The 24,735-nt window shown below is 71.9% G+C and carries 19 protein-coding genes; 4 read left to right on the forward strand and 15 right to left on the reverse strand.

The genetic code is table 11. The features are described from left to right. Positions 1 to 30 precede the first annotated feature (30 nt). Together aroA and ACFYX3_RS17700 are read right to left on the reverse strand one after the other, a co-directional pair. Positions 31 to 1,266, reverse strand: coding sequence for a 3-phosphoshikimate 1-carboxyvinyltransferase (gene aroA / locus ACFYX3_RS17695; RefSeq protein ID WP_389014036.1), 1,236 nt, complete (start codon positions 1,264 to 1,266; stop codon positions 31 to 33). Between the two features lie 158 nt (positions 1,267 to 1,424). After that, entirely contained in the window at positions 1,425 to 3,347 is a 1,923-nt protein-coding gene (locus tag ACFYX3_RS17700) for an acyl-CoA dehydrogenase family protein (protein WP_389014039.1), read from the reverse strand. Positions 3,348 to 3,491: 144 nt separating this feature from the next. Here ACFYX3_RS17700 and ACFYX3_RS17705 point away from each other — a divergent pair, with 144 nt between their 5' ends. Next, a complete protein-coding gene (locus tag ACFYX3_RS17705) occupies positions 3,492 to 3,797 on the forward strand; it encodes a putative quinol monooxygenase (protein ID WP_389014042.1) in 306 nt (101 codons plus the stop codon). A gap of 64 nt (positions 3,798 to 3,861) precedes the next feature. On the opposite strand, the gene ACFYX3_RS17710 is transcribed toward ACFYX3_RS17705, so the two are convergent. The 3 genes from ACFYX3_RS17710 to ACFYX3_RS17720 form a co-directional block, all read right to left on the reverse strand. Then, complete coding sequence (locus ACFYX3_RS17710; RefSeq protein WP_389014044.1) at positions 3,862 to 5,307, reverse strand: aldehyde dehydrogenase family protein; 1,446 nt, start codon at positions 5,305 to 5,307, stop codon at positions 3,862 to 3,864. A gap of 152 nt (positions 5,308 to 5,459) precedes the next feature. Then, entirely contained in the window at positions 5,460 to 6,704 is a 1,245-nt protein-coding gene (locus tag ACFYX3_RS17715; protein WP_389014046.1) for a PQQ-binding-like beta-propeller repeat protein, read from the reverse strand. Between the two features lie 61 nt (positions 6,705 to 6,765). Next, positions 6,766 to 7,746, reverse strand: coding sequence for an EamA family transporter (locus ACFYX3_RS17720; RefSeq protein WP_389014048.1), 981 nt, complete (start codon positions 7,744 to 7,746; stop codon positions 6,766 to 6,768). A 152-nt stretch (positions 7,747 to 7,898) separates the two neighbouring features. Here ACFYX3_RS17720 and ACFYX3_RS17725 point away from each other — a divergent pair, with 152 nt between their 5' ends. After that, positions 7,899 to 8,111: a hypothetical protein gene (locus tag ACFYX3_RS17725; protein WP_376591869.1), complete on the forward strand. Its 213-nt coding sequence runs from the start codon at positions 7,899 to 7,901 to the stop codon at positions 8,109 to 8,111. A gap of 144 nt (positions 8,112 to 8,255) precedes the next feature. Here ACFYX3_RS17725 and ACFYX3_RS17730 read toward each other — a convergent pair whose 3' ends face one another. Both ACFYX3_RS17730 and ACFYX3_RS17735 read right to left on the reverse strand, forming a co-directional pair. Then, entirely contained in the window at positions 8,256 to 9,809 is a 1,554-nt protein-coding gene (locus ACFYX3_RS17730) for a PucR family transcriptional regulator (RefSeq protein ID WP_389014051.1), read from the reverse strand. Between the two features lie 246 nt (positions 9,810 to 10,055). Further along, positions 10,056 to 12,533: an ATP/GTP-binding protein gene (locus tag ACFYX3_RS17735; RefSeq protein ID WP_389014054.1), complete on the reverse strand. Its 2,478-nt coding sequence runs from the start codon at positions 12,531 to 12,533 to the stop codon at positions 10,056 to 10,058. 278 nt (positions 12,534 to 12,811) lie between these two features. Between ACFYX3_RS17735 and gabT the strand changes: the two genes are divergently transcribed. Both gabT and ACFYX3_RS17745 read left to right on the forward strand, forming a co-directional pair. After that, positions 12,812 to 14,146: a 4-aminobutyrate--2-oxoglutarate transaminase gene (gabT, locus tag ACFYX3_RS17740; protein WP_376591864.1), complete on the forward strand. Its 1,335-nt coding sequence runs from the start codon at positions 12,812 to 12,814 to the stop codon at positions 14,144 to 14,146. Positions 14,147 to 14,246: 100 nt separating this feature from the next. Beyond that, positions 14,247 to 15,011: a phosphatase PAP2 family protein gene (locus ACFYX3_RS17745; protein ID WP_389014057.1), complete on the forward strand. Its 765-nt coding sequence runs from the start codon at positions 14,247 to 14,249 to the stop codon at positions 15,009 to 15,011. Here the strand turns inward: ACFYX3_RS17745 and ACFYX3_RS17750 are convergent. The 8 genes from ACFYX3_RS17750 to ACFYX3_RS17785 all read right to left on the reverse strand — a co-directional run bounded on the left by ACFYX3_RS17750 (position 14,947) and on the right by ACFYX3_RS17785 (position 24,624). Beyond that, entirely contained in the window at positions 14,947 to 16,749 is a 1,803-nt protein-coding gene (locus tag ACFYX3_RS17750) for a chitinase (RefSeq protein WP_389014060.1), read from the reverse strand. The genes ACFYX3_RS17745 and ACFYX3_RS17750 overlap by 65 nt on opposite strands. A gap of 93 nt (positions 16,750 to 16,842) precedes the next feature. Further along, positions 16,843 to 17,316 carry a hypothetical protein gene (locus ACFYX3_RS17755; RefSeq protein WP_389014063.1) on the reverse strand — a complete coding sequence of 158 codons (474 nt, stop codon included), beginning with the start codon at positions 17,314 to 17,316 and terminating at the stop codon, positions 16,843 to 16,845. A gap of 123 nt (positions 17,317 to 17,439) precedes the next feature. Beyond that, positions 17,440 to 18,858, reverse strand: coding sequence for an NAD(P)/FAD-dependent oxidoreductase (locus tag ACFYX3_RS17760; RefSeq protein ID WP_376591856.1), 1,419 nt, complete (start codon positions 18,856 to 18,858; stop codon positions 17,440 to 17,442). Between the two features lie 36 nt (positions 18,859 to 18,894). Beyond that, positions 18,895 to 19,698: an ABC transporter permease gene (locus ACFYX3_RS17765; protein ID WP_389014067.1), complete on the reverse strand. Its 804-nt coding sequence runs from the start codon at positions 19,696 to 19,698 to the stop codon at positions 18,895 to 18,897. Further along, a complete protein-coding gene (locus ACFYX3_RS17770; RefSeq protein ID WP_389014070.1) occupies positions 19,698 to 20,624 on the reverse strand; it encodes an ABC transporter permease in 927 nt (308 codons plus the stop codon). The genes ACFYX3_RS17765 and ACFYX3_RS17770 overlap by 1 nt, the downstream gene beginning before the upstream one ends. Then, a complete protein-coding gene (locus ACFYX3_RS17775) occupies positions 20,621 to 21,769 on the reverse strand; it encodes an ABC transporter ATP-binding protein (RefSeq protein WP_389014073.1) in 1,149 nt (382 codons plus the stop codon). The genes ACFYX3_RS17770 and ACFYX3_RS17775 overlap by 4 nt, the downstream gene beginning before the upstream one ends. 43 nt (positions 21,770 to 21,812) lie before the next feature. Further along, the gene (locus ACFYX3_RS17780) at positions 21,813 to 23,060 is read right to left on the reverse strand and encodes a PotD/PotF family extracellular solute-binding protein (RefSeq protein WP_382663083.1); all 1,248 of its coding nucleotides are present in this window, start codon (positions 23,058 to 23,060) and stop codon (positions 21,813 to 21,815) included. 49 nt (positions 23,061 to 23,109) lie between these two features. Further along, complete coding sequence (locus ACFYX3_RS17785) at positions 23,110 to 24,624, reverse strand: gamma-aminobutyraldehyde dehydrogenase (protein ID WP_389014077.1); 1,515 nt, start codon at positions 24,622 to 24,624, stop codon at positions 23,110 to 23,112. Positions 24,625 to 24,735: the final 111 nt, after the last annotated feature.

Below are 24,735 nucleotides of genomic sequence, written 5' to 3' on the forward strand. Positions count from 1 at the left end.
CCCATTCTTGCCGCAAAGACTGTGCGGTCTTCACGGGGTGCGGGTGAACGTGTCGAACACGCGGTGGAAGTCGGGGAAGGTCTTCTTCACGCAGCCGGGGTCGTCGAAGGTGATCCCGGGGGTGCGCAGGCCCGTGACCGCGAAGGACATGACGATCCGGTGGTCGCCGTGCGTGGCGATCTCGACGGGCCCGGTCGGGGTGCCGGGGTGGATCTCGATCCAGTCGGGACCGGTGTACACGGTGATCCCGAGACGGCGCAGGTTCTCGGCGCAGGCGTCGAGCCGGTCGCACTCCTTCACGCGGGTGTTCGCGACGTCCTCGATGCGGACCGGGCCGTCGGCGAAGGGCGCGATCGCGGCGAGGGTCGGCATGGTGTCGGAGATGTCGCGCATGTTGACGGTGAGTCCGCGGAGGGTGCCGGTGGAGCGGACGGTGGTGGCGGTGTCGCCGATCTCGACGTCGGCGCCCATGCGGCGCAGTACGTCGACGAAGGCCAGATCGCCCTGGAGGGCGCCGGTCCCGAGGCCGGGGACGGTGACGGAACGGCCGGGCCGGAGCGCGGCGGCGGCGAAGAAGTAGCTGGCGGTGGAGGCGTCGGGCTCGATGCCGTACGTCCGCGCGGTGTAGCCGGTGGGGGCGACCCGGTACGTACGCCCGTCCAGCCGGACCTCGGCCCCGAAGGCCCGCATCATCGCGAGCGTGATCTCGACGTACGGCTCCGAGACCAGGTCCGTGACGGTGATGTCGAGGCCCTCGGCGGTGAGCGGGCCGAGCATGAGCAGCGCGGTGAGGTACTGGGAGGACTGGCCGGCGTCGAGCGTGAGCGCCCCGCCCTTCACGCCGGTGGCGTGGACGCTGAGCGGGTGGTGGCCGTCCTTCTCCCCGTGCCGCAGATCGACCCCGAGCTCGCGCAGGGCGGTGCTGAGCGGCCCGAGGGGACGGCGGCGCATCTGCGCGGAGGCGTCGAAGCGGTACGTGCCGTGGCCGGCGGCGGCGAGGGTCGGCAGGAAACGGGCGGTGGTGGCGCCGTCCCGGCAGTACACGTCGGCGGTCTCCACGCCCGGCCCGGCGGGGCGGCCCTCGATGTGCCAGGCGTCGGGCTCGCGGCGGACGCCGTAGCCGAGGGCGCCGAGGCCCTCCGCGAACCCCTCGGTGTCGTCGGAGACGAGCGGGCGCAGGAGGGTGGTGGTGCCCTCGGCGGCGGCGGCGAGGAAGAGCGCGCGGGCGGTGACGGACTTGGAACCGGGGATGTCGATGACGGTCACGGGCCCATCCTGCCGCGCGAGGGGGGCGGGCCTCGGGGGCGTCCGGCAGGTGGACGGGGCGGGGGCGGGGCCGCGCGCGGACTGGGCGGTGCCCCGGCCCACCCCCGTGGGGCGTTCCGCCCCAGCGGAACGAATGCCCACGACGGGGGTGTGCGCCGTCAGGCGAGTCTTCGGTGGACGTTCTGGCGCGCCGAGGGGCCCGGGGTGGCGTCCGCGATCCATGGGCCGCCGTCGCTCGGGTCCACGATTCCCGCCTCCAGCCAGACGTAGCGCCCGGCCAGCACCCCGTCGACGATCCGACGGTCGAGGTCGTCGGTGTTGGACCAGAGGCTGCGGAAGAGGTCCTCGGTCCGCAGGCGCGCCTGCCGGCAGAAGGCGTCGGCCAGTTGCCGCGCCTCGGCGCCGTGGTCCGTCGTCGTGCGCAGGAGCTCCGCGCGGACGCACGCCGCGCTCATCGCGAAGAGTTCCGCCCCGATGTCGACGATCCGCCCGAGGAAGGCCTGCTTGAGCTCCATGCGCCCCTGCCAGCGGGACATCGCGTAGAAGGTGGACCGGGCGAGCTTGCGGGAGGTCCGCTCGACGTACCGGAGGTGGACGGCCAGGGCGCCGAACTCGCCGTACGAACCGGGGAGCTGCCCGGGGCCCGTGACGAGTCCCGGGAGCCAGCGGGCGTAGAAGCCGCCCGCCCGGGCGCCCGCCCGCGCCTTGTCGCCGAGGGACTTCTCGGGGTCGATGAGGTCGCCGGCGACGGAGAGGTGGGCGTCGACGGCCTCGCGGGCGATCAGCAGGTGCATGATCTCGGTGGAGCCCTCGAAGATCCGGTTGATGCGCAGGTCTCGGAGCAACTGCTCCGCGGGGACGGCCCGTTCGCCGCGGGCGGCGAGCGAGTCGGCGGTCTCGTAGCCGCGCCCGCCGCGGATCTGGACGAGTTCGTCGGCGATCAGCCAGGCCTTCTCGGAGCCGTACAGCTTGGCGAGGGCGGCCTCGATGCGGATGTCGTTGCGGTCCTCGTCGGCCAGCTGGGAGGCGAGGTCGACGACGGCCTCCAGGGCGAAGGCGGTGGCCGCGATGAAGGAGATCTTGGTGCCGACGGCCTCGTGGCGGGCGATCGGCCTGCCCCACTGCTCCCGCTCCGCCGACCATTCGCGGGCGATCTTCAGGCACCATTTGGCGGCGCCCGCGCACGCGGCGGGGAGGGAGAGCCGCCCGGTGTTGAGGGTGGTGAGGGCGATCTTGAGGCCGGCGCCCTCGGGGCCGATGCGGTGGGCGGCGGGGACCCGGACCCGGTGGAGGCGGGTGACGCCGTTCTCCAGGCCGCGCAGGCCCATGAAGGCGTTGCGGTGCTCGACGGTGATGCCGGGTGCGTCGGCCTCGACGACGAAGGCGGTGATGCCGCCGGGGTGGCCCTCGGAGGCGGGGACGCGGGCCATGACGACGAGCAGGTCGGCGACGACCCCGTTGGTGGTCCAGAGCTTCACGCCGTCGAGGACGTACGCGTCCCCGTCCGGTACGGCGGTGGTGGCCAGTCGCGCCGGGTCCGAGCCCACGTCCGGCTCGGTGAGCAGGAAGGCCGAGAGGTCGGTGCGGGCGAGCCGGGGCAGGAAGGCGTCCTTCTGCTCCTGGGTGCCGAAGAGTTTCAGCGGCTGCGGTACGCCGATCGACTGATGCGCGGAGAGCAGGGCGCCGACGGCGGGGCTGGCGGAGCCGACGAGGGCGAGGGCCCGGTTGTAGTACAGCTGGGTGAGGCCGAGCCCGCCGTACTTCGGGTCGATCTTCATCCCGAGGGCGCCGATCTCCTTGAGTCCGGTGATCGTCTCGTCCGGGATGCGGGCCTCGCGTTCGATGCGGGCGCCGTCGATCCGGGTCTCGCAGAACTCGCGGAGGACGGCGAGGAAGGCCTCGCCGCGGCGGACGTCCTCGGCGGCGGGGAGCGGGTGCGGGTGGACGAGGTCGAGGCGGAAGCGGCCGAGGAACAGCTCCTTGGCGAAGCTCGGTTTGCGCCAGTCCCGCTCGCGCGCGGCCTCGGCGACCTGCCGGGCCTCGCGCTCGGTGACCTTGGGCCGCTGGGTGGGTGCGGACATGGACACCTCCTTGGCTTCCTGTCCGTGGTACCCGATATCGGCGGGTACGGAAAGAGGAGCGGAAGAGGAGGAGAATCCTCCGGGTACGTCCTTCTGGTGAGACGGCCCGACCGCCCGGGACGGGCCGCGCGTAGGGTCCGCGGCATGTCTCAACAGCCGATCAAGCTCATCGTCCTCGTCAGCACCCTGCCCGGCCGCGGCGACGAACAGGTCGCCGCCTTCGAGGCGCTCGCACCCCTCGTACGGGCGGAGGAGGGCTGCCTGCAGTACGACCTGCACCGGGTGGCCGACGATCCCGACCGCTTCGCCCTGATCGAGCGCTGGGCCTCGGCCGAGGCCCTCGCCGCGCACGACGTCGCCCCGCACATGGTCGCGGCCGGCGCCGTGAACAAGGCCTTCCGTGCGGGCCCCGCGGAGGTCGTGCGCCTCGTCGACGCACCCGTCTCGTGAAGAAAGGCGGTCCGAGCCCCCGCACAGTGGGCTCGGACCGCCTGGTCTTGGCGGGGCGTACGCCTTAGAGGGCGAGGCCCGTCAGGACGAGCACGCGCTCGTAGGTGTAGTCGTCCATCGCGAACTTGACGCCCTCGCGGCCGACGCCGGAGCGCTTGGCGCCGCCGTACGGCATCTGGTCGGCGCGGTAGGACGGGACGTCGCCGACGATCACGCCGCCGACCTCGAGCGCGCGGTGGGCGCGGAACGCGGTCTGCAGGTCGTGGGTGAAGACACCGGCCTGGAGGCCGAAGTCCGAGTCGTTGACCGCGGCGAAGGCCTCGGCCTCGCCGTCGACCTTGGCGATGGTCAGGACCGGGCCGAAGACCTCGGCGCGGGCCAGGGTGACGTCGGCCGGGAGGTCGGTGAGGACGGTCGGGGCGTAGGTCGCGCCCTCGCGCTTGCCGCCGGCGAGGAGCTTCGCGCCGGCCGCGACGGCCTCGTCGACCCAGGACTCGACGCGCTTGGCGGCGTTCTCGTCGACGAGCGGGCCGACGTCGGTGGCGTCGTCCGCCGGGTCACCGGTGACCTGCGCCTCGACGGCGGCGACGATCTTCGGCACCAGGCGGTCGTAGACCGAGGCGTCGGCGATCACGCGCTGCACGGAGATGCAGGACTGGCCGCCCTGGTAGTTGGAGAAGGTCGCGATGCGGGTCGCGGCCCAGTCCAGGTCGGCCTCGGAGGACCAGTCCGGGAGGACGACGGCCGCGGCGTTGCCGCCGAGCTCCAGGGTGCAGTGCTTGTGCGGCACCGACTGCTGGATGGCGTAGCCGACCTTGTCGGAGCCCGTGAAGGAGATGACCGGGAGGCGCTCGTCCTGGACGAGGGCGGGCATGCGGTCGTTCGGCACGGTCAGGATCGACCAGGAGCCGGCCGGCAGGTCGGTCTCGGCCAGGATCTCGCCCAGGATCAGGGAGGAGATCGGGGTCGACGGGGCCGGCTTGAGGATGATCGGGGCACCGACGGCGATGGCCGGGGCGACCTTGTGGGCGCTGAGGTTCAGCGGGAAGTTGAACGGCGCGATGCCGAGGACGACGCCCTTGGGGATGCGGCGGGTGAGCGCGAGGCGGCCCGCGCCGCCGGCCTCGGTGTCCAGGCGCTGGGCCTCGCCGGCGTTCCAGCGGCGGGCCTCCTCGGCGGCGAAACGGAAGACGGAGACGGCGCGGCCGACCTCGCCGCGGGCCCACTTGATGGGCTTGCCGTTCTCGGCGGAGATCAGGAGGGCGATCTCCTCGGTGCGCTCGGCGAGCCGCTTCGACACGTGGTCGAGGGCGGCGGCGCGGACGTGCGCCGGGGTCGCGGCGAACTCGTCGACGACGGCGTGCGCGGCGGCGACGGCCTCCTCGACCTGGGCCTCGGTGGGCACGCTGACCTTGCCGACCAGACGTCCGTCGTACGAGTTCGTGACGTCGAAGGTGGCGTCGCCGGTGGCCTCGCGGCCGGCGAGCCAGAAGGCGTGGGTGGTCGTCATTGCGTCCCGGCCCTTTCCGTTTCGGGGGTGCGAGCGATTGCTCTGGTGACACGTTAGGGCCGGGGCGGCGGGCGCGGGCTTGTCCGGTATGGAGTAGTGGGGGTGGCGGCTCTGTCCGCTTCGGCCGAAGCGGACAGCGGGTCATGGAGCGGTCACCAACGTTCGTACGCCGAGAGGGGCCGCTCGCCGCTGCCCCAGCGCACGGCGATGACGCCGTCCTCGTACGTGAACATGTCCCCGACCTCGTCCGCGTAGCCGGCCACGTGGTCGCGGAAGGCGCGGTCGTCCTCCTCGTCGCCGGTGGCGGCGTCGAAGACGTGGAGGCTGTCCCCGTACTTCCGGTCGAAGTCGAGGGTCGTCACCCGGCCGTCCGTCACGTCGATCTCGTCGAGGTCGGCGTTGCCGAGGTCCGTCCGCCACAGCTGGTCGCCCGTGGCCAGGTCGAAAGCGACGAGCCGCTCCCAGGTGCTCTGCGAGCCTTCGTAGGAGGCGATGGCGAAGAGGCGGTCGCCTTCGACCTCGACCTCCTCGACGGAGCCGTAGTCGCCGACGTCGTCGATCCGCCCCCGGGGACGGCCGTCGGGGCCGAAGGCGAGGGTGGCCCGCATGCCGTCGCCGGACTTCTCCTCCGCGACGGACACGACGGCGGGGTCGGCGGACAGCACGGACGCGGTCGCGTCGGCGGCCACGCCCCGCCGGGCGTCGAGCGGCACGGTCCACCGCGCGCGCCCGTCGGCCGGGTCGAGACCGGCGAGCTTCGTCTCCTCGCCGCAGCGGAGGAGGGCGACGACCTGCTTCCGGGCGGTACCCACGTCGCCGGGGGTGCAGCCCTCGGGCACGGCGGTCGTCCAGCGCGGGGCGCCGGTCCGCAGGTCGAGGGCGCGCAGCCCGCCCCGGGCACCGCCGTCGCCGAGCACGACGAGTCCGCCGCCGACGGCGGCGGAGCCGTACCCGGTCTTCGTGGTGGTGTGCCACAGTTCGCGGCCGTCGGTGAGGTCGAGCGCGGCGAGGGTGGCGCAGGGCCCGTCCTTCTCGCCGTAGCCGATGAGGACGAGCGGGCCGTCGGCCCGCGCGGTGGTGGCGCAGACGTCGGCCCGGCGGGGCGGGACGTACTCCCAGCGCTTCTCGCCGGAGCGGACGTCGTAGCCGGTGACGCCGTCGAAGCGGCTGCGGGCGACGGTGTCACCGGCGAGCCAGGCGCCGTTGCCCTGTGTGGAGGCGACCCGGTCGTGGGGGGCCTCCCAGGCGGTCGTCATGGAGAACCACGGCAGGTAGCCCGAGTCCATCAGGAAGACGAACGGAATGCCGAGGACGACGCCGAGGACGACGGCGAGCGCGATCACTCCGTAGAACACCTGCTTGATCGGGTTCGGTCCTGTCCCGTCCCGGTTCGTCATACGGACCCCCCTGGCCCCTGGTGGCGCGGTGCGAAAACGCTTCAGGGTAGGGGACGGATGATCATCCGCGTCGCTCGGTCGAGACGATCAGGCAGACCCCGCCGACGACGATCGCGCCGCCGAGGAGGATCGGCCAGGTCAGGGCCTCGTTCAGGACGAGGGCGCCGAGCAGGACTGCGACGACCGGGTTCACGTACGCGTAGGTGGCCGCGAGGGAGACCGGCGCCGTCTGGAGGAGCCAGGCGTACGCGGTGAAGGCGACGAGCGAGCCGAAGACGACGAGGTACGCGAGGGCGACCCAGGAGCGGCCGGAGACGGCGCCGAGGTCGAGGCCGTGGTGTTCGCCGCGTACGAGGCCGAGGGTGAGCGCGGCGAGGCCGCCGGCCAGCATCTCGTAGACGCTCGCCGTGAACGGGTTGGCGGGCATGGGCAGCCGGGCGGAGGAGACGGAGCCGGCCGACCAGCACAGGGCCGCGACGAGGACGAGCACCACGCCGCCGATCTTCACCTCACCGCTCAGGCCCGGGACGGTGAGGACGCCGAGGCCCGCGAAGCCGAGCAGGACGCCGCCGAAGGCGCCGAGACCGGGGCGGTCGCCGAAGGCCGTACGGAGCAGGACGACCCAGACGGGGACGGCGGCGACGAGGAGCGCGGCGAGGCCGGAGGGTATGGAGGTCTCTGCGAGGACGACGAGGCCGTTGCCGCCGAGGATGAGGAGCAGGCCGACGAGGACGGCGGAGCCGAGCTCCCGGCGCGTGACCTTGAGGGCGGCGGGTCCCTGCCGCCAGGCGACGATCGCCGCGAGGAGCAGGCCGGCGGTGATGAAGCGGGCGCCGCCGGAGAGGAACGGCGGGAGGGTCTCGACGACGATCCGGATCCCGAGGTACGTGGACCCCCACACGACGTACACGATGCCGAGCGCCACCCAGACGGCGCCGGTGATCCGGCGGGCGGGGGCGGCGGGGACGCCGGCGCCTTCGGTACGGGGTTCGGGGGCGGCCGGGTGGGTCTCGGGGGCCGGGTCGACGGCGGGGCTTGTCATGAGCAGGAGAGTAAGGAGTGAAAGCCCCGATGACCAAGAAAACTGCCCGGATTCGGGCAGGAGTAACGGGATTCGGGCGACGGAGAACCTCTCCGGGGCCCTTGCGGAGGGGTGGGAGGATGTCCGGGACCGCACGACCACAGGGGGTAAGCATGATCCTTTACGTACTGATCGGCGTCCTGGTCCTGGCCGTAGCCGGCTGCGCCTCGGTGGTGTGGGCGGCACGCGGCGGACCCCGCTGGGTCCGCGCGGTGGCCACCGTGACGCTGCTGGGCGGCGAGGTGGTCCGCGACGGACAGCGCCGGAGTCGGAAGAGGGGCGGCGGGGGCGACGACGGGATCATGGGCGGCGGCGCGGACGCGTAGGGAGCGGGGCTCGTAGGGAGCCCTGGGGAGCCCTGCAGAGAACCGGTGACCCTGGGACTTTCTGGGAGCCCTGGGGGCCCTGGGGACCTTGTGAGGTCCCTGGGAGCCCGGGAGCCCGGGAGCCCTGGGGCCCTAAGGCTCCCGCTACTCCCCGCCCTCCCCCGTCGCCTTCAGCGCCAGCCACAGCTCCATCCGTACGTCCGGATCGTCCAGCGAGCGACCGAGGATCTCCTCCACCCGACGCATCCGGTAGCGCAGCGTGTGCCGGTGGACGCCGAGGTCCGCCGCGGCCGCGTCCCACTGACCGTGCCGGGAGAGCCAGGCACGCAGGGAGGCCACCAGGTCGCCGCGGCCGGTCGCGTCGTGCTCGCGGAGCGCGCGGAGCATGCCGTCGGCGAAGGCGCGGACGGCGTCGTCGGCGAGGAGCGGAAGCACCGAGCCGGCCGCCAGGTCCTCGTGCTCGACGAGCGCCCTGCCGCGGCGCCGGGCGACCGAGAGGGCCTGCTCGGCCTGCTTGTACGCGGCTGCCGCGGCGTTCGGGCCCGCCGGGGCCGACAGGCCGACGACGACACCGGCGTCCTCCGCCTCCCGCTCCGCGTAACCCTCACAGGCGGCGACGACCGCGCCGCCGTCCCCGGCGAGGACGACGAGCCGCCGGCTGCTCTCGGCGACCGTGAGCACCGACTCGCCCGCGCGGGCGGCGGCGGCCTCCAGGGCCTCGGCGAGCGCCGACAGCGGCGGCTCCCCGGCCGGCTCTCCCCCGGCGGGCTCGGCGACGAGCAGCCGGTAGGGGGCGTCGAGCAGCCCTCCGTACAGGTCGCCGGCCACCGCGCGGGCGGGCTCGGGCCGGCCCTCCAGCATCAGGCGGAGCACCGCAGCGCCGAGCCGCTGCTCGGCGGCCTGGAGCGAGCGGGAACGTTCCGTCGTGAGGGTGAGCAGGGCGATCGCCGAGTGCACGGCGTAGCGCTCGGCCGTGCCGAGGGGCGCGCCCGTGCCGACGGCGAGGGCGCCGCGGACCCGGCGCCCGGTGCCGAGCGACTGGAGCTCGACGCGGTCGTCCGTACCGCCGACGACGGCGCTGGCGGGCGCGGGCCGCTCGCGGAGCCGCTCCACGTCGGAGGTGAGGCGGGCGGCCCGGCGCGCCGCCCACTCGGGCGAGACGGCGACGACGGTGCCGGAGGCGTCGTACAGCGCGGCCCAGCCGTCGACGTGCGCGGCGAGCCGGGCGACGACGGCTTCGGGGCCCTCGGCGAGCGCCGCGCGGGTGAGCTCGCGCTGGGCCTCGAAACCGGCCGTGACGGCGCGGTACTGGTCGGCGGAGATGGCCGCCGAGACGGCCTTGCTGATGGCGAGGAACGGCGTCCGGCGCGGCACTTCGAGCAGCGGCAGATGCTCCTCGCGGGCCGCGTCGAGCAGGGCCGGCGGGATCTCCTCGTAGTTGACGCCGACGGCGAAGCCGAGCCCGACCACTCCGGCGCCGAGCAGCCGCCGCACGTAGCGGCGCATGGCGTCCAGGTCCTCCGCGTCGAGGGTGAGCGCGGTGGTGAGGAGGAGTTCGCCGCCCTCCATGTACGGGACGGGGTCGGCGAGCTCGCTGACGTGGGCCCAGCGGACGGGGGTGTCGAGGCGGTCCTCACCGGCGCGGACGATGAGCTTGAGGGCGGAGTGCTGTACGAGCGAGGCGAGGGTGGGCGGCATTGGGGACCGTCGGACCTTTGAGCGAGGACCGCGCGCGGGGGGAGCCGTGCACGGAGGCGGGGAGGCGCCGCTCAGCTGAGCGGCGCCCCCGATTGTGCCAGGGCACCCGTCGGCCCGCTCGGGCGCCGCGAGGGGTGAGACGGGTCGGCCTCGCAGGTCGACGCGACGGGTGAGGCGGTCGGCCTCGCAGGCAGACGCGACGGAGGCGCGGTCAGCCCCGAAGGCCGACGCGACGGGGTGAAGCGGTCAGCCTCGCAGGTCGACCAGCATGGGCGGCACGTGCTCGCCGCGCACATGGCTCAGGGACAGGACGGCGTGGCCGGGCGGCACGGCGTGCGCGAGGTCCGAGGCGGACCAGCGCTCCCGCTCCACCTCCCGCACGGTGACGGCCTCGGTGGTCACGGCCTTGCCGGTCACCAGTTTGCGCAGGGCGTGGATGGCGCGGGTCATGGGCTGGTCGGCGAAGACGGTGTGGTGGGCGACCTCGGTGGTCTCCACGCGCTCGGTGCCCCATGCCTCGGCGAAGGCGCGGCCGTCCCAGGTCGACAGGCCGGCCATCGCCATCCGGCAGCCGACGGCGGCGAGCAGCGGCCCGTGCAGGGACTCGGGGACCTCCGTGAGGGTACGGAGGGCCAGCACGACGGCCGCGTTCTGCGGGCGCAGCCGCTGGAGGCCCCGTACGGTTCCGGCGGTGAGAGCCCCGACCGCCTCGTCGAGCACGAGGCAGGCGAGGTGCCCGCGCCCGGCACGGTCGCGGGTGACGTGCTGGAACTGGGCGAGCAGCAGCCGGGTGAGGAGCCGCGCCGCCTCCTCGTGGCTTCCCTGCGGCAGGCTGATCCGTACGCGCATCGGGTGCTGGGCGACGGCCCGGAGGGAGAAGGGCCGCACGTCCTGGCCGCCTTCCTGGCCGCCGCCGAAGAACTCGGCGAAGAGGGGCCGGTCGAGGACGGCGAGCCGGTCGGCGAGGACGGGTCCCACGTCCGTCGCGGTGCCGATCTGGCGGATCCGCGAGTCCAGCTCGCGGCGCATGACCGGGGTCTCGTCCTCGGACAGCCGGTCGAGCAGCGCCTGGAGGGTCTCGGGGCGGGCTTCGAGCAGCTCCCGCAGGACCGGGACGGTCGGGAAGCGCCCGTACGCGGTCCGGTAAGGGCCGATGAGCTGCGCGAGGGCGGTGGCGGCGCGCCGGTGTTCCACGCCCGCCATGTCGCCGACGAGCCCCTCGGCGAGGAACGCGGCGGCCTCGTCGGGATCGGTGGACCCCGCGTACAGGTCCAGGTCGTAGGGGGAGGTCGGGTCGCCCAGCCGGACCACGACGTCGTACGCCTCCTCGGGGCCGAGGGGTGCCGCTGCCGCGCCGACGGCGACGACGGCGCACGCGCCGGTGAGCGCCTGGAGGGTGAGCGATTCGACGACGGGCGCGACGAGGGAGCGGGTCTTGCCCGCGCCCGAGGGGCCGACCACGAGGAGGGAGGTGCCGAGGAGTCCGGGGTCCAGTGCGAGGCCGGCACCGTGGTAGGCCTGCGGGGTGCGCTCGGCGGCGGTGTACCGGCCGATGCGGACCTGGCCGACGAGCAGGTCGTGGGTGGCCCGGCGGTTCGGCACGTCGCGGTCGCCGGAGGGGTGCGCGTATGCGGCGGCGCCCTCCCTCAGGACGGTGTCGACGAGGGCGGCGCGGCGGACGGCGTCGCGGTCGGTGTCCTGCCAGACGCGGCGGACGCGGGCCACGTCTACGTCGTTCATGCGTCCGGCGGCCAGTTCGCCGACGAGGACGTCGGCCGCGTGGTGCTCGCCGGCGTCCCTGAGCTCGGGCCATTGCGAGCAGGAGGCACCGGGGGCGGCGCGGACGGGGGCGGGCGTAGCCCCCGGAGCGGATCGGGCACGCAACTTCCTGAAGAGGGCAGCCCATTCACCTACGCGGGCGAACGGCCAGACGACGAGGGCCGTGATCACCGCGTAGACGGGGTAGACGACGAACGGCGAGGTCAGGACGTCGTAACCACCCGTAACCAGGGCAATCAACTGGAGGACGGGGATGGCGACGGGAAGCTTGTCCCAGCCGAGTCCGAACGCCTCGGGCCAGACGAACGCCAGAGCGATCAGGGCTCCGGCGCCCGCAAGCGCAGCACGGGCGGGCGGCCGGAAGCGGTCGAGGTAGTACCGGGCGATCCGGCCCCAGGATCCGAGGACACCGACCGCGACGGTGATCCCGAGGAAGAGCACGCCGCTGAGAACGTCACGGGCCGCCCAGCCCTGCCAGCCGCTCGGCTTGGCGGTGCCACCGATCCACCAGTCGCTGGGCGTGAAGGTCTGGAGCACCAGCCAGACGTACGGGAGAGTCCCGCGCCGATAAGCCGACCAGATGAGCAGGCCGACGGCCATCGGGATCAACATGCCGAGGACGGTCACGGGCGCCAGGCGCACGACGGCGGTCCGCGTCGGCACATGCATGAACCGCCAGACACCGAGCCCGGCCTTCGGCCGAGGGGCGTCCAACCAGTCGGCTGCGCGCCCGACGGGGGCGGCTGCCGGCCATGCCGGGCCCCCCGCGACCGGCGGGACCGACGGGACGGGCGGCACGGTTGGCAACGCCTGCGGCGGTGGGCCCGCCGGCCGCGGGACCGGCGGAATCGACGGGGGCTGCGCGATCGGCGGGACCGCCTTCGCGGGAGGCGGCACCACACCGCCGGACGTGTCGCGTGACTCGTACGTGCCGTCGGTCTCCATGAACCCCTGCCCCCTGACCAGCCAGGTCGCCGCCTCTGTGCCACCGTCAATCTAGTGGCCCCGGCGGCCCCCGGAGGGGATTCGACCACCCGTACGGCCGAAGGCCTCGCCCACTCGTCCGGGACGTGCCCCCGCCCCGGAACCGGAGCCGCCATGTCCATCCCGGACAACGACACACCCGCCACCACTCCCGATCGGCGCATGCCGGAGGCCCTCCGCCGCGCCTAGCCTGCGGAGGAAACCCGCAAGTGCGTCCAGAACCACCCCAGGAGCCCCGCATGAACGCTGTCCCGCAGGAGCGGCGCGTCGTCACCGCCATCCCCGGTCCGAAGTCGCAGGAGCTTCAGGCCCGCCGTCTCGACACGGTCGCCGGTGGCGTCGGCTCGACGCTGCCCGTCTTCACCAAGCGGGCCGGCGGCGGCATCATCGAGGACGTCGACGGCAACCTGCTGATCGACTTCGGTTCCGGCATCGCCGTGACCTCGGTCGGCGCCTCCGCCGAGGCCGTCGTGCGCCGCGCGTCCGCGCAGCTCCAGGACTTCACCCACACCTGCTTCATGGTGACGCCGTACGAGGGTTACGTGGAGGTCTGCGAGGCGCTGGCCGAGCTGACCCCTGGCGACCACGCCAAGAAGTCCGCGCTGTTCAACTCGGGCGCCGAGGCCGTCGAGAACGCGGTGAAGATCGCCCGCTCGTACACCAAGCGCCAGGCCGTCGTCGTCTTCGACCACGGCTACCACGGCCGTACCAACCTGACGATGGCGCTCACCGCCAAGAACATGCCGTACAAGCAGGGCTTCGGGCCGTTCGCGCCCGAGGTGTACCGCGTGCCGGTCGCCTACGGCTACCGCTGGCCCACCGGTGCGGAGAACGCCGGCCCCGAGGCCGCCGCCCAGGCGATCGACCAGATCACCAAGCAGATCGGCGCCGACAACGTCGCCGCGATCATCATCGAGCCGGTCCTCGGCGAGGGCGGCTTCATCGAGCCGGCCAAGGGCTTCCTGCCGGCGATCGTGAAGTTCGCCAACGACAACGGCATCGTCTTCGTCGCGGACGAGATCCAGGCCGGCTTCTGCCGTACCGGCCAGTGGTTCGCCTGCGAGGACGAGGGCATCGTCCCGGACCTCATCACCACCGCCAAGGGCATCGCGGGCGGTCTGCCGCTCGCCGCCGTCACCGGCCGCGCCGAGATCATGGACTCCGTCCACGGCGGCGGTCTGGGCGGCACCTACGGCGGCAACCCGGTGGCCTGCGCCGGTGCGCTCGGTGCCATCGAGACGATGAAGGAGCTCGACCTCAACGGCAAGGCCAAGCGCATCGAGGAGGTCATGAAGGGCCGCCTCACCGCGATGCAGGAGAAGTTCCCGGTCATCGGTGACATCCGTGGCCGCGGCGCCATGATCGCCATCGAGCTGGTGAAGGACCCGGCGACGAAGGAGCCGCACGCCGAGGCCGCCGCCGCGCTCGCCAAGTACTGCCACAACGAGGGCGTCCTGGTCCTCACCTGCGGCACCTACGGCAACGTGCTGCGCTTCCTGCCGCCGCTGGTCATCGGCGAGGACCTGCTCAACGAGGGTCTGGACGTCATCGAGGCCGCGCTCGCGACCGTCTGAGGACCGATCAGGCACACGGTGTGAAGACTCTGTGGGGGGCCGATGGCGGGACGCGTTTCCCGCTGTCGGCCCCCCGCCGCGTGACGTACGGTTTCTGCAGATGAGAGAAACACCCCGGGCGGAGCCTCCCCAGCCCCGTCCACACCGTGCCTTCGAGCACACCGCCGGCGCCTCGTGCTCCGGGACTCCTCACCGATCGGATGGCCGCCCGCCCCACACCCCCCGGGGCGCGCGGCAGCCCGATCCCCTCGGCCGCCCTGGAACCACCCCCCCTGTTCCAGGGCGGCCGGCTCTCTTCTCGGCGCTCGTCGCCCTCGCCGTCGTGACCTGGCAGGTGCTCGTCCACGGCCCCTTGACCAGGCTCGACGAGCGGGTGTCCCGGTCCCTGGTGGACGCGGTCCCCCGGCCCCTGAGCGAACTCGCCTCCGACCTCGGCAACATGACGGTCGCCCTCCCGGTCCTCGGCTGCGCGATGGCGTACGCGGTGTGGCGCGGCCGGCGTGCCGCCGCGCTGTACGCGGGCCTCGCCATGGCCGCCGTACCCCTTCTGGTGATTCCGTTGAAGGAGTGGACCGCACGTCCGGGTCCGCTCGAACCCTGGGCCCACGGTTACTACCCGTCAGGCCATACGGCCACGGCGGCGGTCGCGTACTTCGGCGCCGCCTTCCTCGTCTCGAGACGCCTGGTCCCCGTCGCCGCCGTGCTGACGGCGGTGACGGGGACCGGGCTGATCCTGCGGGGCTTCCACTGGCCGCTGGACGTGTTCGCCAGTCTCTGCCTGTCGCTGCTCGTCCTGGGCGTCAGTTCCAGGTGTACGAATCGAAGTTCTTCGAGAACGCCCACTGGTTGTACCGGTCCCAGTTGACCGACCAGGTCATCAGGCCGCGCAGGGCCGGCCAGGTGCCGTGGGTCTGGTAGGTGCCGCAGCCGGTCTTCCTGGTGAGGCAGTCGAGGGCCTTGTTCACCTCGGCCGGGGCCGTGTGGCCGTTGCCCGCCTGGGTGGAGGCGGGGAGGCCGATGGCGACCTGCTCGGGGCGCAGCGGCGGGAAGAAGCGGTCCGCGTTGCCGGCGACCGGGAAGCCCGTGAGGAGCATGTCGGTCATGGCGATGTGGAAGTCGGCGCCGCCCATCGAGTGGTACTGGTTGTCGAGGCCCATGATGGAGCCCGAGTTGTAGTCCTGGACGTGGAGCAGGGTCAGGTCGTCGCGCAGGGCGTGGATGACCGGCAGGTAGGCGCCGGCGCGCGGGTCCTGGCCGCCCCAGGGGCCGGAGCCGTAGTACTGGTAGCCGAGCTGGACGAAGAAGGTCTCCGGGGCCATGGTGAGGACGAAACCGGAGCCGTACTTGGCCTTGAGGGTCTTGACCGCCTGGATCAGGTTGACGATGACCGGGCTGGTCGGGTTCCGGAAGTCGGTGTCGCCGGTCTGGAGCGAGAGCGAGTGGCCCTCGAAGTCGATGTCGAGGCCGTCGAGGCCGTACTCGTCGATGATCTTCGAGACGGAGGAGACGAAGGTGTCGCGGGCCGCGGTGGTGGCGAGCTGCACCTGGCCGTTCTGGCCGCCGATGGAGATGAGGACCTTCTTGCCGGCGGCCTGCTTGGCCTTGATCGCCGCCTTGAACTCGGCCGGGGATTCGACGTTCGGGCACTCCGTGACCGGGCAGAGGTTGAAGCGGATGTCGCCGGAGGTCACCGAGGTCGGTTCGCCGAAGGCGAGGTCGATGACGTCCCAGGAGTCGGGGACGTCGGCCATGCGGGTGTAGCCGGAGCCGTTGGCGAAGCTGGCGTGGAGGTAGCCGACGAGGGCGTGCGCGGGCAGGCCGCCGCCCCCGCCTCCGCCGCCGGAGGTCGTCGTCGCGGTCACGGCGGCCGACTTCGGGGACTCGCCGGCGCTGTTCACGGCGGTGACCTGGAAGGTGTACGGGGTGGAGGCCGTGAGGCCGGAGGCGGTGGCCGTGGTGCCGGTGACCGTCTGGACCTTGGTGGACCCCTGGTAGACGTTGTACGAGGTGGCTCCCGTGACCGCGGTCCAGCTCAGCGGCACGGAGGTGGAGGTCGGGGAGCCGGCGGTGAGGCCGGTGGGGGCGGTCGGGAGCTGGACCTGGTCGCCGCCGGGGCCGTACAGGGAGAGGTCGTCGGCCTGGTAGGCGGGGGTGCCGTACCAGCCGTGGGTGTAGATCGTGACCGAGGTGGTCGAGGCGCCCGTGGTGAAGGTGGTGCTGAGCTTCTGCCAGTCGGGGGCGGAGGCCGTCCAGGTGGAGACGTCGGTGGTGCCGGTGCCGGAGGCGCCGAGGTAGACGTAGCTGCCGCGCACCCAGCCGCTGAGCGTGTAGCTGGAGTCGGGCTTCACGGTGACGGTCTGGGAGCACTTGGCGTTGTCGCTGCCGGCGGGGGTGGCCTGGAGCGCCTTCGTCCCGCCGTGCACGGGTGACGGGACGACGGCGCCGCTGCCCGCCGTGCAGGTCCAGCCGTCGAGGCCTGCCTCGAAGCCGCCGTTGCGGGCGAGTTCGGTGTCGGCGGCCTGGGCCGCGGGGGTGAGTGCGAGGAGCCCGCCGGCGGCGAGGGAGCCCGCCAACAGCAGGGTGAGGGGTCTGGTGCGGTCCACAACTGCCTCCGGGTGTGGGGGAATCGAGGTGGAGCGCGCCACAGCATGGTCCAGACCAATCAAGTGGTCAAGACCTCTGTTCGCGGAGACGGTCTAGTCGGACCCCTCCTCCCCCCTGGCCGATCGGCCCGCCGCCTCGTGCATCGCCAGCTCCAGGAGCGAGGCGTCGGTGAGGGTCCCGAGACCGTCGGGCGCGATCAGCCAGCGCACCCGGCCGGCGACCCGCCCCGGGTACGGGGCGACGATCCAGGCGCCGGCGCCCGCGCCGCGCACACCGGTGCCCAGCCAGCGCGCGGCCGTTCCCGGGGGGACGAAGAAGCCCATCCGGGCCTCGCCGAAGTCGGCCAGGACCGGGCCCGGCCTGTCCACGAGCCGGGTCAGCACGTCGAGCGTGGGATGACCCAGCTCCCCCGGCAGGATCAGCACGTCCCAGCGCCGGCCGGCGGGCAGCAGTGCGACCCCGTGGGGGTTGCGCTCCCACTCCCACCGGCAGGCGTCGGGATCCGGCGCGACCGAGGCCAGCCACTCCACCGCGGCCTTGGCGCCAGAAGCCCCCGTACCAGTCATCGCGACGTTCTCCTTCCGTGTGGACCGGATGTCCACACGGAGAGAGCGGGTACGGGGGCTCCTCTTACGCGGTTTCGACGACGAGCCGATGGTGACCTGCGTCACACCGAAAGTGCCGAGGGGTCAGCTGTCGAAGCCGAGGCCCAGCTTGTCCATCGTCTTCAGCCACAGGTTGCGCCGGCCGCCGTTCTCGTCGGCGCGGGCGAGCGACCACTTGGTGATGCCGATGCCGGCCCAGGCGACCGGCTCGGGCGGGAAGGGCAGCGGCTTGGAGCGGACCATCTCCAGGTCCGTGCGCTCGGTGCGCTCTCCCGCGAGCAGGTCGAGCATGACGTCCCCGCCGAAGCGGGTCGCGCCGACGCCGAGGCCGGTGAACCCGGCCGCGTACGCCACCTTCCCCTGGTGCGCCGTGCCGAAGAAGGCCGAGAAGCGCGAGCAGGTGTCGATCGCGCCGCCCCAGGCGTGGCTGAAGCGGAGCCCCTCCAGCTGCGGGAAGCAGCGGAAGAAGTGTTCGGCGAGCTTGAGGTACGTCTCCGGGCGGTGGTCCATCTCCGCCTGCACCTTGCCGCCGTAGCGGTAGATCGCGTCGTAGCCGCCCCACAGGATGCGGTGGTCGGCCGTGATCCGGAAGTAGTGGAACTGGTTCGCGGAGTCGCCGAGCCCCTGCCGGTTCTTCCAGCCGACGGAGGCGAGCTGCTCGGGGCTGAGCGGCTCGGTCATCAGGGCGTAGTCGTAGACCGGGACCGTGTACGCGCGGACGCGCCTGACCAGCGACGGGAAGACGTTGGTGCCGAGCGCGACGCGGCGGGCGACGACCTTGCCGTACGGGGTGCGGACGCCCATGCCGGCGCCGAGCGCGACCAGCTGCAGACCGGGGGTGTTCTCGTAGATCCGGACGCCCAGGTCGAGGCAGGCCCGCTTCAGGCCCCAGGCCAGCTTGGCCGGGTGGACCATGGCGACGCCGCGCTTGTCCCACATGCCGCCGAGGAAGGTCGGCGAGTCGACCTCGGCCCGCACGGCGGCCTGGTCCAGGAACTCCAGGCCGTCGGCGAGACCGAGCCGGTTCGCCTCCTCGTACCACTCGTGGAGCTCCTCCACCTGGTACGGCTCGGTGGCGACGTCGATCTCGCCGGTGCGCTCGAACTCGCAGTCGAGCCCGTAGCGGGCGACGGTCTCCTCGATGGCGTCGAGGTTGCGCTCGCCCATCCGCTCCAGCTTGGACAGCTCGCCCGGCCAGCGGGCGAGCCCGTTGCCGAAGCCGTGGGTGAGGGAGGCCGCGCAGAAGCCTCCGTTGCGGCCCGAGGCGGCCCAGCCCACCTCGCGGCCTTCGATGAGTACGACATCCCGGGAGGGGTCGCGCTCCTTGGCGAGGAGCGCGGTCCACAGTCCGCTGTATCCGCCGCCGACCACGAGGAGATCGGTCTTCTCGGTGCCGGTGAGGGCGGGCAGGGCTCCGGGCTTGCCGGGGTCTTCCAGCCAGAAGGGGACGGGCTGGGCGTCGGAGAGAGATTGTGCAGCGAGACGCATGGCGACTGGGGCCATGGTTTCCAACTCCTTCGGTGCCTGACCTCTGAACGGTCAGGCTGTTGCTGTCTTCTTGCGCCGGTTGGTGATGATCTGCCCGGCCATGACCATCAGTACCGCGATGACGAACATCGCCGTACCGATGACGTTGATCTGAACGGGGGTGCCACGCTGCGCCGAGCCCCACACGAACATGGGGAAGGTGACGGTGGAGCCCGCGTTGAAGTTGGTGATGATGAAGTCGTCGAACGAGAGCGCGAAGGCGAGCAGCGCGCCGGCGGCGATGCCGGGCGCGGCGATCGGCAGGGTCACGCGCAGGAAGGTCTGCGTCGGTCCCGCGTAGAGGTCGCGCGCGGCCTCCTCCAGGCGGGGGTCCATGGACATGACCCGGGCCTTGACCGCCGTCACGACGAACGACAGGCAGAACATGATGTGGGCGATCAGGACCGTCCAGAAGCCCAGTTCGACGCCCATGTTGAGGAAGAGCGTGAGCAGGGAGGCGGCCATGACGACCTCGGGCATCGCCATCGGCAGGAAGATCAGCGAGTTGATCGCGCCGCGCGCCCGGAAGCGGTAGCGGACCAGCGCGAAGGCGATCATCGTGCCGAGGACGACCGCTCCGACCGTCGCCCAGGCGGCGAGCTGGAGCGAGAGCGAGAGCGACTCGCACATGTCGGCGACGCCGCAGGGGTCCTTCCAGGCGTCGAGCGAGAACTCCTGCCAGGAGTAGTTGAAGCGTCCCTTCGGCTTGTTGAAGGAGAACGCCATCACGACGAGGTTGGGCAGGATCATGTACGCGAGCGTCAGCAGGCCCGCGATGACGACGAGGTTCTTCCGTATCCAGCGCATCGTCCGCATTAGACCAAGTCCTCCGTTCCGGCACGGCGGATGTACACGGTGACCATGCCGAGCACGATCGCCATGAGGATGAAGGAGAGCGCGGCCGCCGTCGGGTAGTCGAGCACCCGGAGGAACTGCGACTGGATGACGTTTCCGACCATCTTGGTGTCGGTGGAGCCGAGCAGTTCGGCGTTGACGTAGTCGCCGCTCGCCGGGATGAAGGTGAGCAGGGTGCCGGAGACGACGCCGGGCATCGACAGCGGGAAGGTCACCTTGCGGAAGGTGGTCGCCGGGGAGGCGTACAGGTCCTGCGCGGCCTCGTGCAGCCGGCCGTCGATCCGCTCCAGGGAGGTGTAGAGGGGCAGGATCATGAAGGGCAGGAAGTTGTACGTGAGACCGGTGACGACCGCCATCGGGGTGGCGAGGACGCGGTCGCCCTCGGTCCAGCCGAGCCAGTCGGTGACGTCCAGGAAGTGAAGGGCGTTGAGCGCGTGGACCACGACGCTGTCGTCGGCCAGGATCGTCTTCCACGCGAGCGTGCGGATGAGGAAGCTGGTGAAGAACGGCGCGATGACGAGGACGAGGAGCAGGTTCCGCCAGCGGCCGGCCTTGAAGGCGATCAGGTACGCCAGCGGGTAGCCGAGCAGCAGGCAGAGCAGGGTCGCGGTCCCGGCGTACAGCAGGGAGCGGACGAACTGCGGCCAGTACTCCTGGAAGGCGTCCCAGTAGGTCTGGAAGTGCCAGGTGACCTCGAAGCCCTTCTCCAGGGAGCCGGTCTGGACCGAGGTCGAGGCCTGGTAGACCATCGGCAGCGCGAAGAAGACGAGCAGCCAGATGATGCCGGGGATCAGCAGCCAGTACGGGACGAGCCGCTTGCGGGTGGAGGGCTTGCGCAGAACCGGTTCCTCTATGGGAGGGGCGCCCTTCGTGAGGGTGGCGGTCACGAGGCGTCCTCCACCGTCTCCACGCCCGCGTCGATGTCCTGCGCCGCGTCGAGGCCGAAGGTGTGCGCCGGGTTCCAGTGCAGGACGACCTCGGCGCCGGGGACGAGCCGGGTGTCGCGCTCGATGTTCTGCTCGTAGACCTGGAGCTCCGCGCCCGCCGGTGAGTTCACCACGTACTGGGTGGAGACACCGATGAAGGAGGAGTCGACGATCCGGCCGGTCACCCGGTTGCGGCCGTCGGCGATCGTGCCCGCGTCGTCGGCGTGCGCGAGCGAGATCTTCTCGGGGCGGACGCCCACGAGCACCTTGCCGCCCTGGCGGACGGCGGAGGTACAGCGGTCGCCGGGGACGCGGAGCTTGCCGCCGCCGGCCGTGACGAGCACGTCGGTGCCCGTCTCCATGACCTCGGCCTCGATCAGGTTCGAGGTGCCGAGGAAGTTGGCGACGAAGGTGGTCTGCGGGTTCTCGTACAGGTCGGCGGGGGCGCCGAGCTGCTCGACCCGGCCGCCGTTCATCACCGCGACCTGGTCGGCCATCGTCATGGCCTCCTCCTGGTCGTGGGTGACGTGCACGAAGGTGATGCCGACCTCGGTCTGGATCCGCTTGAGCTCCAGCTGCATCTGGCGGCGCAGCTTGAGGTCGAGGGCGCCGAGCGGCTCGTCGAGGAGCAGCACCTGCGGGTGGTTGATGAGCGCGCGGGCCACGGCGACGCGCTGCTGCTGGCCGCCGGAGAGCTGGTGCGGCTTGTGGTGGGCCTTGTCGCCGAGCTGGACGAGCTCCAGCATGTCGTCGACCTGCTTCTTCACGGACTTGATGCCGCGGCGGCGCAGGCCGAAGGCGATGTTCTCGGAGATGTCCATGTGCGGGAAGAGCGCGTAGGACTGGAAGACGGTGTTGACCGGCCGTTTGTAGGGCGGGAGGTCGGTGACGTCCTTGTCGCCGAGGAAGACGGTGCCGGTGCTCGGGTCCTCCAGGCCGGCGATCATGCGCAGCGTGGTGGTCTTGCCGCAGCCGGAGGCGCCGAGCAGGGCGAAGAAGGAGCCCTGCGGGACGGTCAGGTCCAGCGGGTGGACGGCGGTGAACGAGCCGTACGACTTGCTGATCCCGGTGAGACGGACGTCGCCGCCGGTGTTGTTGTCAGTCATGGGTTGCGGTCCCAGGGAGTGAGAGAGGTGGACGAGGCCGGACTCAGGCGCCGATGAGCTTGGCGAACTTCTCCTCGTACGCCGTCTCCTCCGCGCTGGTGAGCGAGCGGAAGGCGTGCGACTTCTTGGCCATGGCCTTGTCCGGGAGGATCAGCGTGTTGTTGGCGAGCTCGGGGTCGATCTTGGTGAGCTCGTCCTTCACCCCGTCGACGGGGCAGACGTAGTTGATGTACGCGGCGAGCTGGGCGGCGGCGGGAAGCTCGTAGTAGTAGTCGATGAGCTTCTCGGCGTTCGTCTTGTGCCTGGCCTGCGCGGGGACGAGCAGGTTGTCGCTGGAGGTGATGTAACCGGCGGACGGGATGGCGTACTTGATGTCCGGGTTGTCCGCCTGGAGCTGGATGATGTCGCCGGCCCAGGCGAGGCAGGCCGCGATGTCGCCCTTGTCCAGGTCGGAGGTGTAGTCGTTGCCGGTGAAGCGGCGGATCTGCTTCTTGTCGACGCCCTTCTGGAGGCGGCCGATCGCCGCGTCGTAGTCGGCGTCCGTGAACTTCCCGGGGTCCTTGCCCATGTCGAGCAGGGTCATGCCGATCGAGTCGCGCATCTCGGTGAGGAAGCCGACCCGGCCCTTGAGCGACGGGTCGTCGAGGAGCTGGGTGACCGAGTCGACCTTCTTGCCGCCGGTCGCCTTGACGTTGTAGGCGATGACGGTCGAGATGCCGGTCCAGGGGTACGAGTAGGAGCGGCCCGGGTCCCAGTCGGGGCGGCGGAACTGGGCGGACAGGTTCGCGTACGCGTTGGGCAGATTGGCCGGGTCGAGTTTCTGCGCCCAGCCGAGCCGGATGATGCGGGCGGCGAGCCAGTCGGTGACGCAGATCAGGTCGCGGCCGGTGTCCTGGCCGGCCGCGAGCTGCGGCTTGATCTTGCCGAAGAACTCGACGTTGTCGTTGATGTCCTCGGTGTACTTGACCTTGATCCCGGTGCGCTTCGTGAACGCCTCCAGGGTCGGGCGGGACTTCTCGTCCTCGCTGACGTCCATGTACTCGGTCCAGTTGGAGAAGGCGACGGTCTTCTCCTTGGCCGACACGTCGATGGACGCGGGCCCCTGGCCCTCCCGCTTGGCCGGCGGGATGCCGCAGGCGCTCAGGCCGGCGAGGCCGCCGACCGTGAGCGCCCCGACGCCGCCCGCGCGCAGCATCGAACGGCGGGTGAGGGCGCCCCGGCCGCTCGTCATGCTGCGCCGTATCGCCGCCAACTGCGCCGCGGACAGGCTGTCGGGCTCGTACTGCTCCATGCGCTGTGCCCTTTCGGGATGGGTGGGCCGCTGGTCGGGCGGCGAGCTGCTATCGGTCCCCGAAGATCGTGCGGTGCCAGTCCTTGGCCGCCACCGCCGTGTTGTCGAACATCACGTGCTTGACCTGCGTGTACTCCTCGAAGGAGTACGCCGACATGTCCTTTCCGTATCCTGACGCCTTCGTGCCGCCGTGGGGCATCTCGCTGATGATCGGGATGTGGTCGTTGACCCACACACATCCCGCCTTGATCTCCCGCGTGGCACGGTTGGCCCGGTAGACGTCACGGCTCCAGGCGGAGGCCGCGAGGCCGTAGGGGGTGTCGTTGGCGAGCCGGATGCCCTCGTCGTCGCCGTCGAAGGGCAGGGCCACCAGGACCGGACCGAAGATCTCCGACTGCACGACCTCGCTGTCCTGAGCGGCGCCGGTGATCAGGGTGGGACGGTAGTATGCGCCGTTCTCGAGCTCTCCACCAGGGGCTTCGCCGCCGGTGACGACGGTGGCGTAGCCACGGGCGCGCTCGACGAAGCCGGCGACGCTGTCGCGGTGGCGGTGGCTGACGAGCGGACCGAGGTCGGTGCCGGGCGCGAAGGGGTCGCCGACGCGGACGGACTCCATGAGCTCGGCGACCCGGGCGACGAAGGCGTCGAAGAGCGGACGCTGGACGTACGCGCGCGTGGCGGCGGTGCAGTCCTGGCCGCTGTTGATGAGGGAGGCGGCGACGGCGCCCTGCGCGGCGGCCTCCAGGTCGGCGTCGTCGAAGACGAGGAACGGGGCCTTGCCGCCGAGTTCGAGGTGGAGCCGCTTCACGGTCGCGGTGGCGACCTCGGCGACCCGCTTGCCGACCGGGGTGGAGCCGGTGAACGAGGTCATGACGACGTCGGGGTGGCCGACGAGGTGCTCGCCGACGACCCGGCCGGAGCCGCTGACGATGTTGACGACACCGTCGGGGATGCCCGCCTCCTTCGCCGCCATCGCGAACATCAGCGAGGTCAGCGGGGTGATCTCGGCCGGCTTCAGGACGATCGTGTTGCCGGCGGCGATCGCCGGGAGGATCTTCCAGGCGGCCATCTGGAGCGGGTAGTTCCAGGGGGCGATGGAGCCGATGACGCCGATCGGCTCGCGGCGGATGTACGAGGTGTGGTCGCCGCTGTACTCCGCGGCCGACTGGCCCTGGAGGTGGCGGGCGGCCCCGGCGAAGAAGGCCGCGTTGTCGATCGTGCCGGGCACGTCGAACTCGGTGGTCAGCTTGAGCGGCTTGCCGCACTGGAGCGACTCGACGCGGGCGATGTCCTCCGCCCAGTCGGCGAGGACGCCGGCGAGGCGGTGCAGCGCGTCGGAGCGCTCGCCCGGGGTGGCGCCGGCCCAGCCAGGGAAGGCCGCCTTGGCGGCGGCGACGGCCTCGTCCACGTCGGCGGTGGAGGCCAGCGTGTACGTGTAGACGCTCTCGCCGGTGGCCGGGTCGATCACGCTGTGTTCCCGATCCGAGGTTCCGGCGCGGAGCCTTCCGCCGATGTACTGCGCGCCGTCCGCGAAGCGGTCCGTCACCTGGAAGCGGTTGGTCATGGCGCTCTCCGTTGTCCCAGCTCGAATTGAGTGCCGATCCTGACAGAGGGAAGGCCACCCAACAAGTGATTCCGTTGTTGCCTTTTGGTTACGCGACGGAATCGGTCGACC

It is taken from the genome of Streptomyces sp. NPDC002463, assembly GCF_042889835.1.
Taxonomy (GTDB): Bacteria; Actinomycetota; Actinomycetes; order Streptomycetales; family Streptomycetaceae; genus Streptomyces; species Streptomyces nymphaeiformis.

Bases quoted from the DNA above. Each gene is read 5' to 3' on its own strand.
- ACFYX3_RS17700 (WP_389014039.1), bottom strand. From the start codon at position 3,347: ATGTCCGCACCCACCCAGCGGCCCAAGGTCACCGAGCGCGAGGCCCGG.
- ACFYX3_RS17780 (WP_382663083.1), bottom strand. From the start codon at position 23,060: ATGGAGCAGTACGAGCCCGACAGCCTGTCCGCGGCGCAGTTGGCGGCG.
- ACFYX3_RS17775 (WP_389014073.1), bottom strand. From the start codon at position 21,769: ATGACTGACAACAACACCGGCGGCGACGTCCGTCTCACCGGGATCAGC.
- ACFYX3_RS17705 (WP_389014042.1), top strand. From the start codon at position 3,492: ATGTCTCAACAGCCGATCAAGCTCATCGTCCTCGTCAGCACCCTGCCC.
- ACFYX3_RS17745 (WP_389014057.1), top strand. From the start codon at position 14,247: ATGAGAGAAACACCCCGGGCGGAGCCTCCCCAGCCCCGTCCACACCGT.
- ACFYX3_RS17710 (WP_389014044.1), bottom strand. From the start codon at position 5,307: ATGACGACCACCCACGCCTTCTGGCTCGCCGGCCGCGAGGCCACCGGC.
- ACFYX3_RS17760 (WP_376591856.1), bottom strand. From the start codon at position 18,858: ATGGCCCCAGTCGCCATGCGTCTCGCTGCACAATCTCTCTCCGACGCC.
- gabT (WP_376591864.1), top strand. From the start codon at position 12,812: ATGAACGCTGTCCCGCAGGAGCGGCGCGTCGTCACCGCCATCCCCGGT.
- ACFYX3_RS17725 (WP_376591869.1), top strand. From the start codon at position 7,899: ATGATCCTTTACGTACTGATCGGCGTCCTGGTCCTGGCCGTAGCCGGC.
- ACFYX3_RS17755 (WP_389014063.1), bottom strand. From the start codon at position 17,316: ATGACTGGTACGGGGGCTTCTGGCGCCAAGGCCGCGGTGGAGTGGCTG.
- ACFYX3_RS17735 (WP_389014054.1), bottom strand. From the start codon at position 12,533: ATGGAGACCGACGGCACGTACGAGTCACGCGACACGTCCGGCGGTGTG.
- ACFYX3_RS17720 (WP_389014048.1), bottom strand. From the start codon at position 7,746: ATGACAAGCCCCGCCGTCGACCCGGCCCCCGAGACCCACCCGGCCGCC.
- ACFYX3_RS17715 (WP_389014046.1), bottom strand. From the start codon at position 6,704: ATGACGAACCGGGACGGGACAGGACCGAACCCGATCAAGCAGGTGTTC.
- ACFYX3_RS17730 (WP_389014051.1), bottom strand. From the start codon at position 9,809: ATGCCGCCCACCCTCGCCTCGCTCGTACAGCACTCCGCCCTCAAGCTC.
- ACFYX3_RS17785 (WP_389014077.1), bottom strand. From the start codon at position 24,624: ATGACCAACCGCTTCCAGGTGACGGACCGCTTCGCGGACGGCGCGCAG.
- ACFYX3_RS17765 (WP_389014067.1), bottom strand. From the start codon at position 19,698: ATGCGGACGATGCGCTGGATACGGAAGAACCTCGTCGTCATCGCGGGC.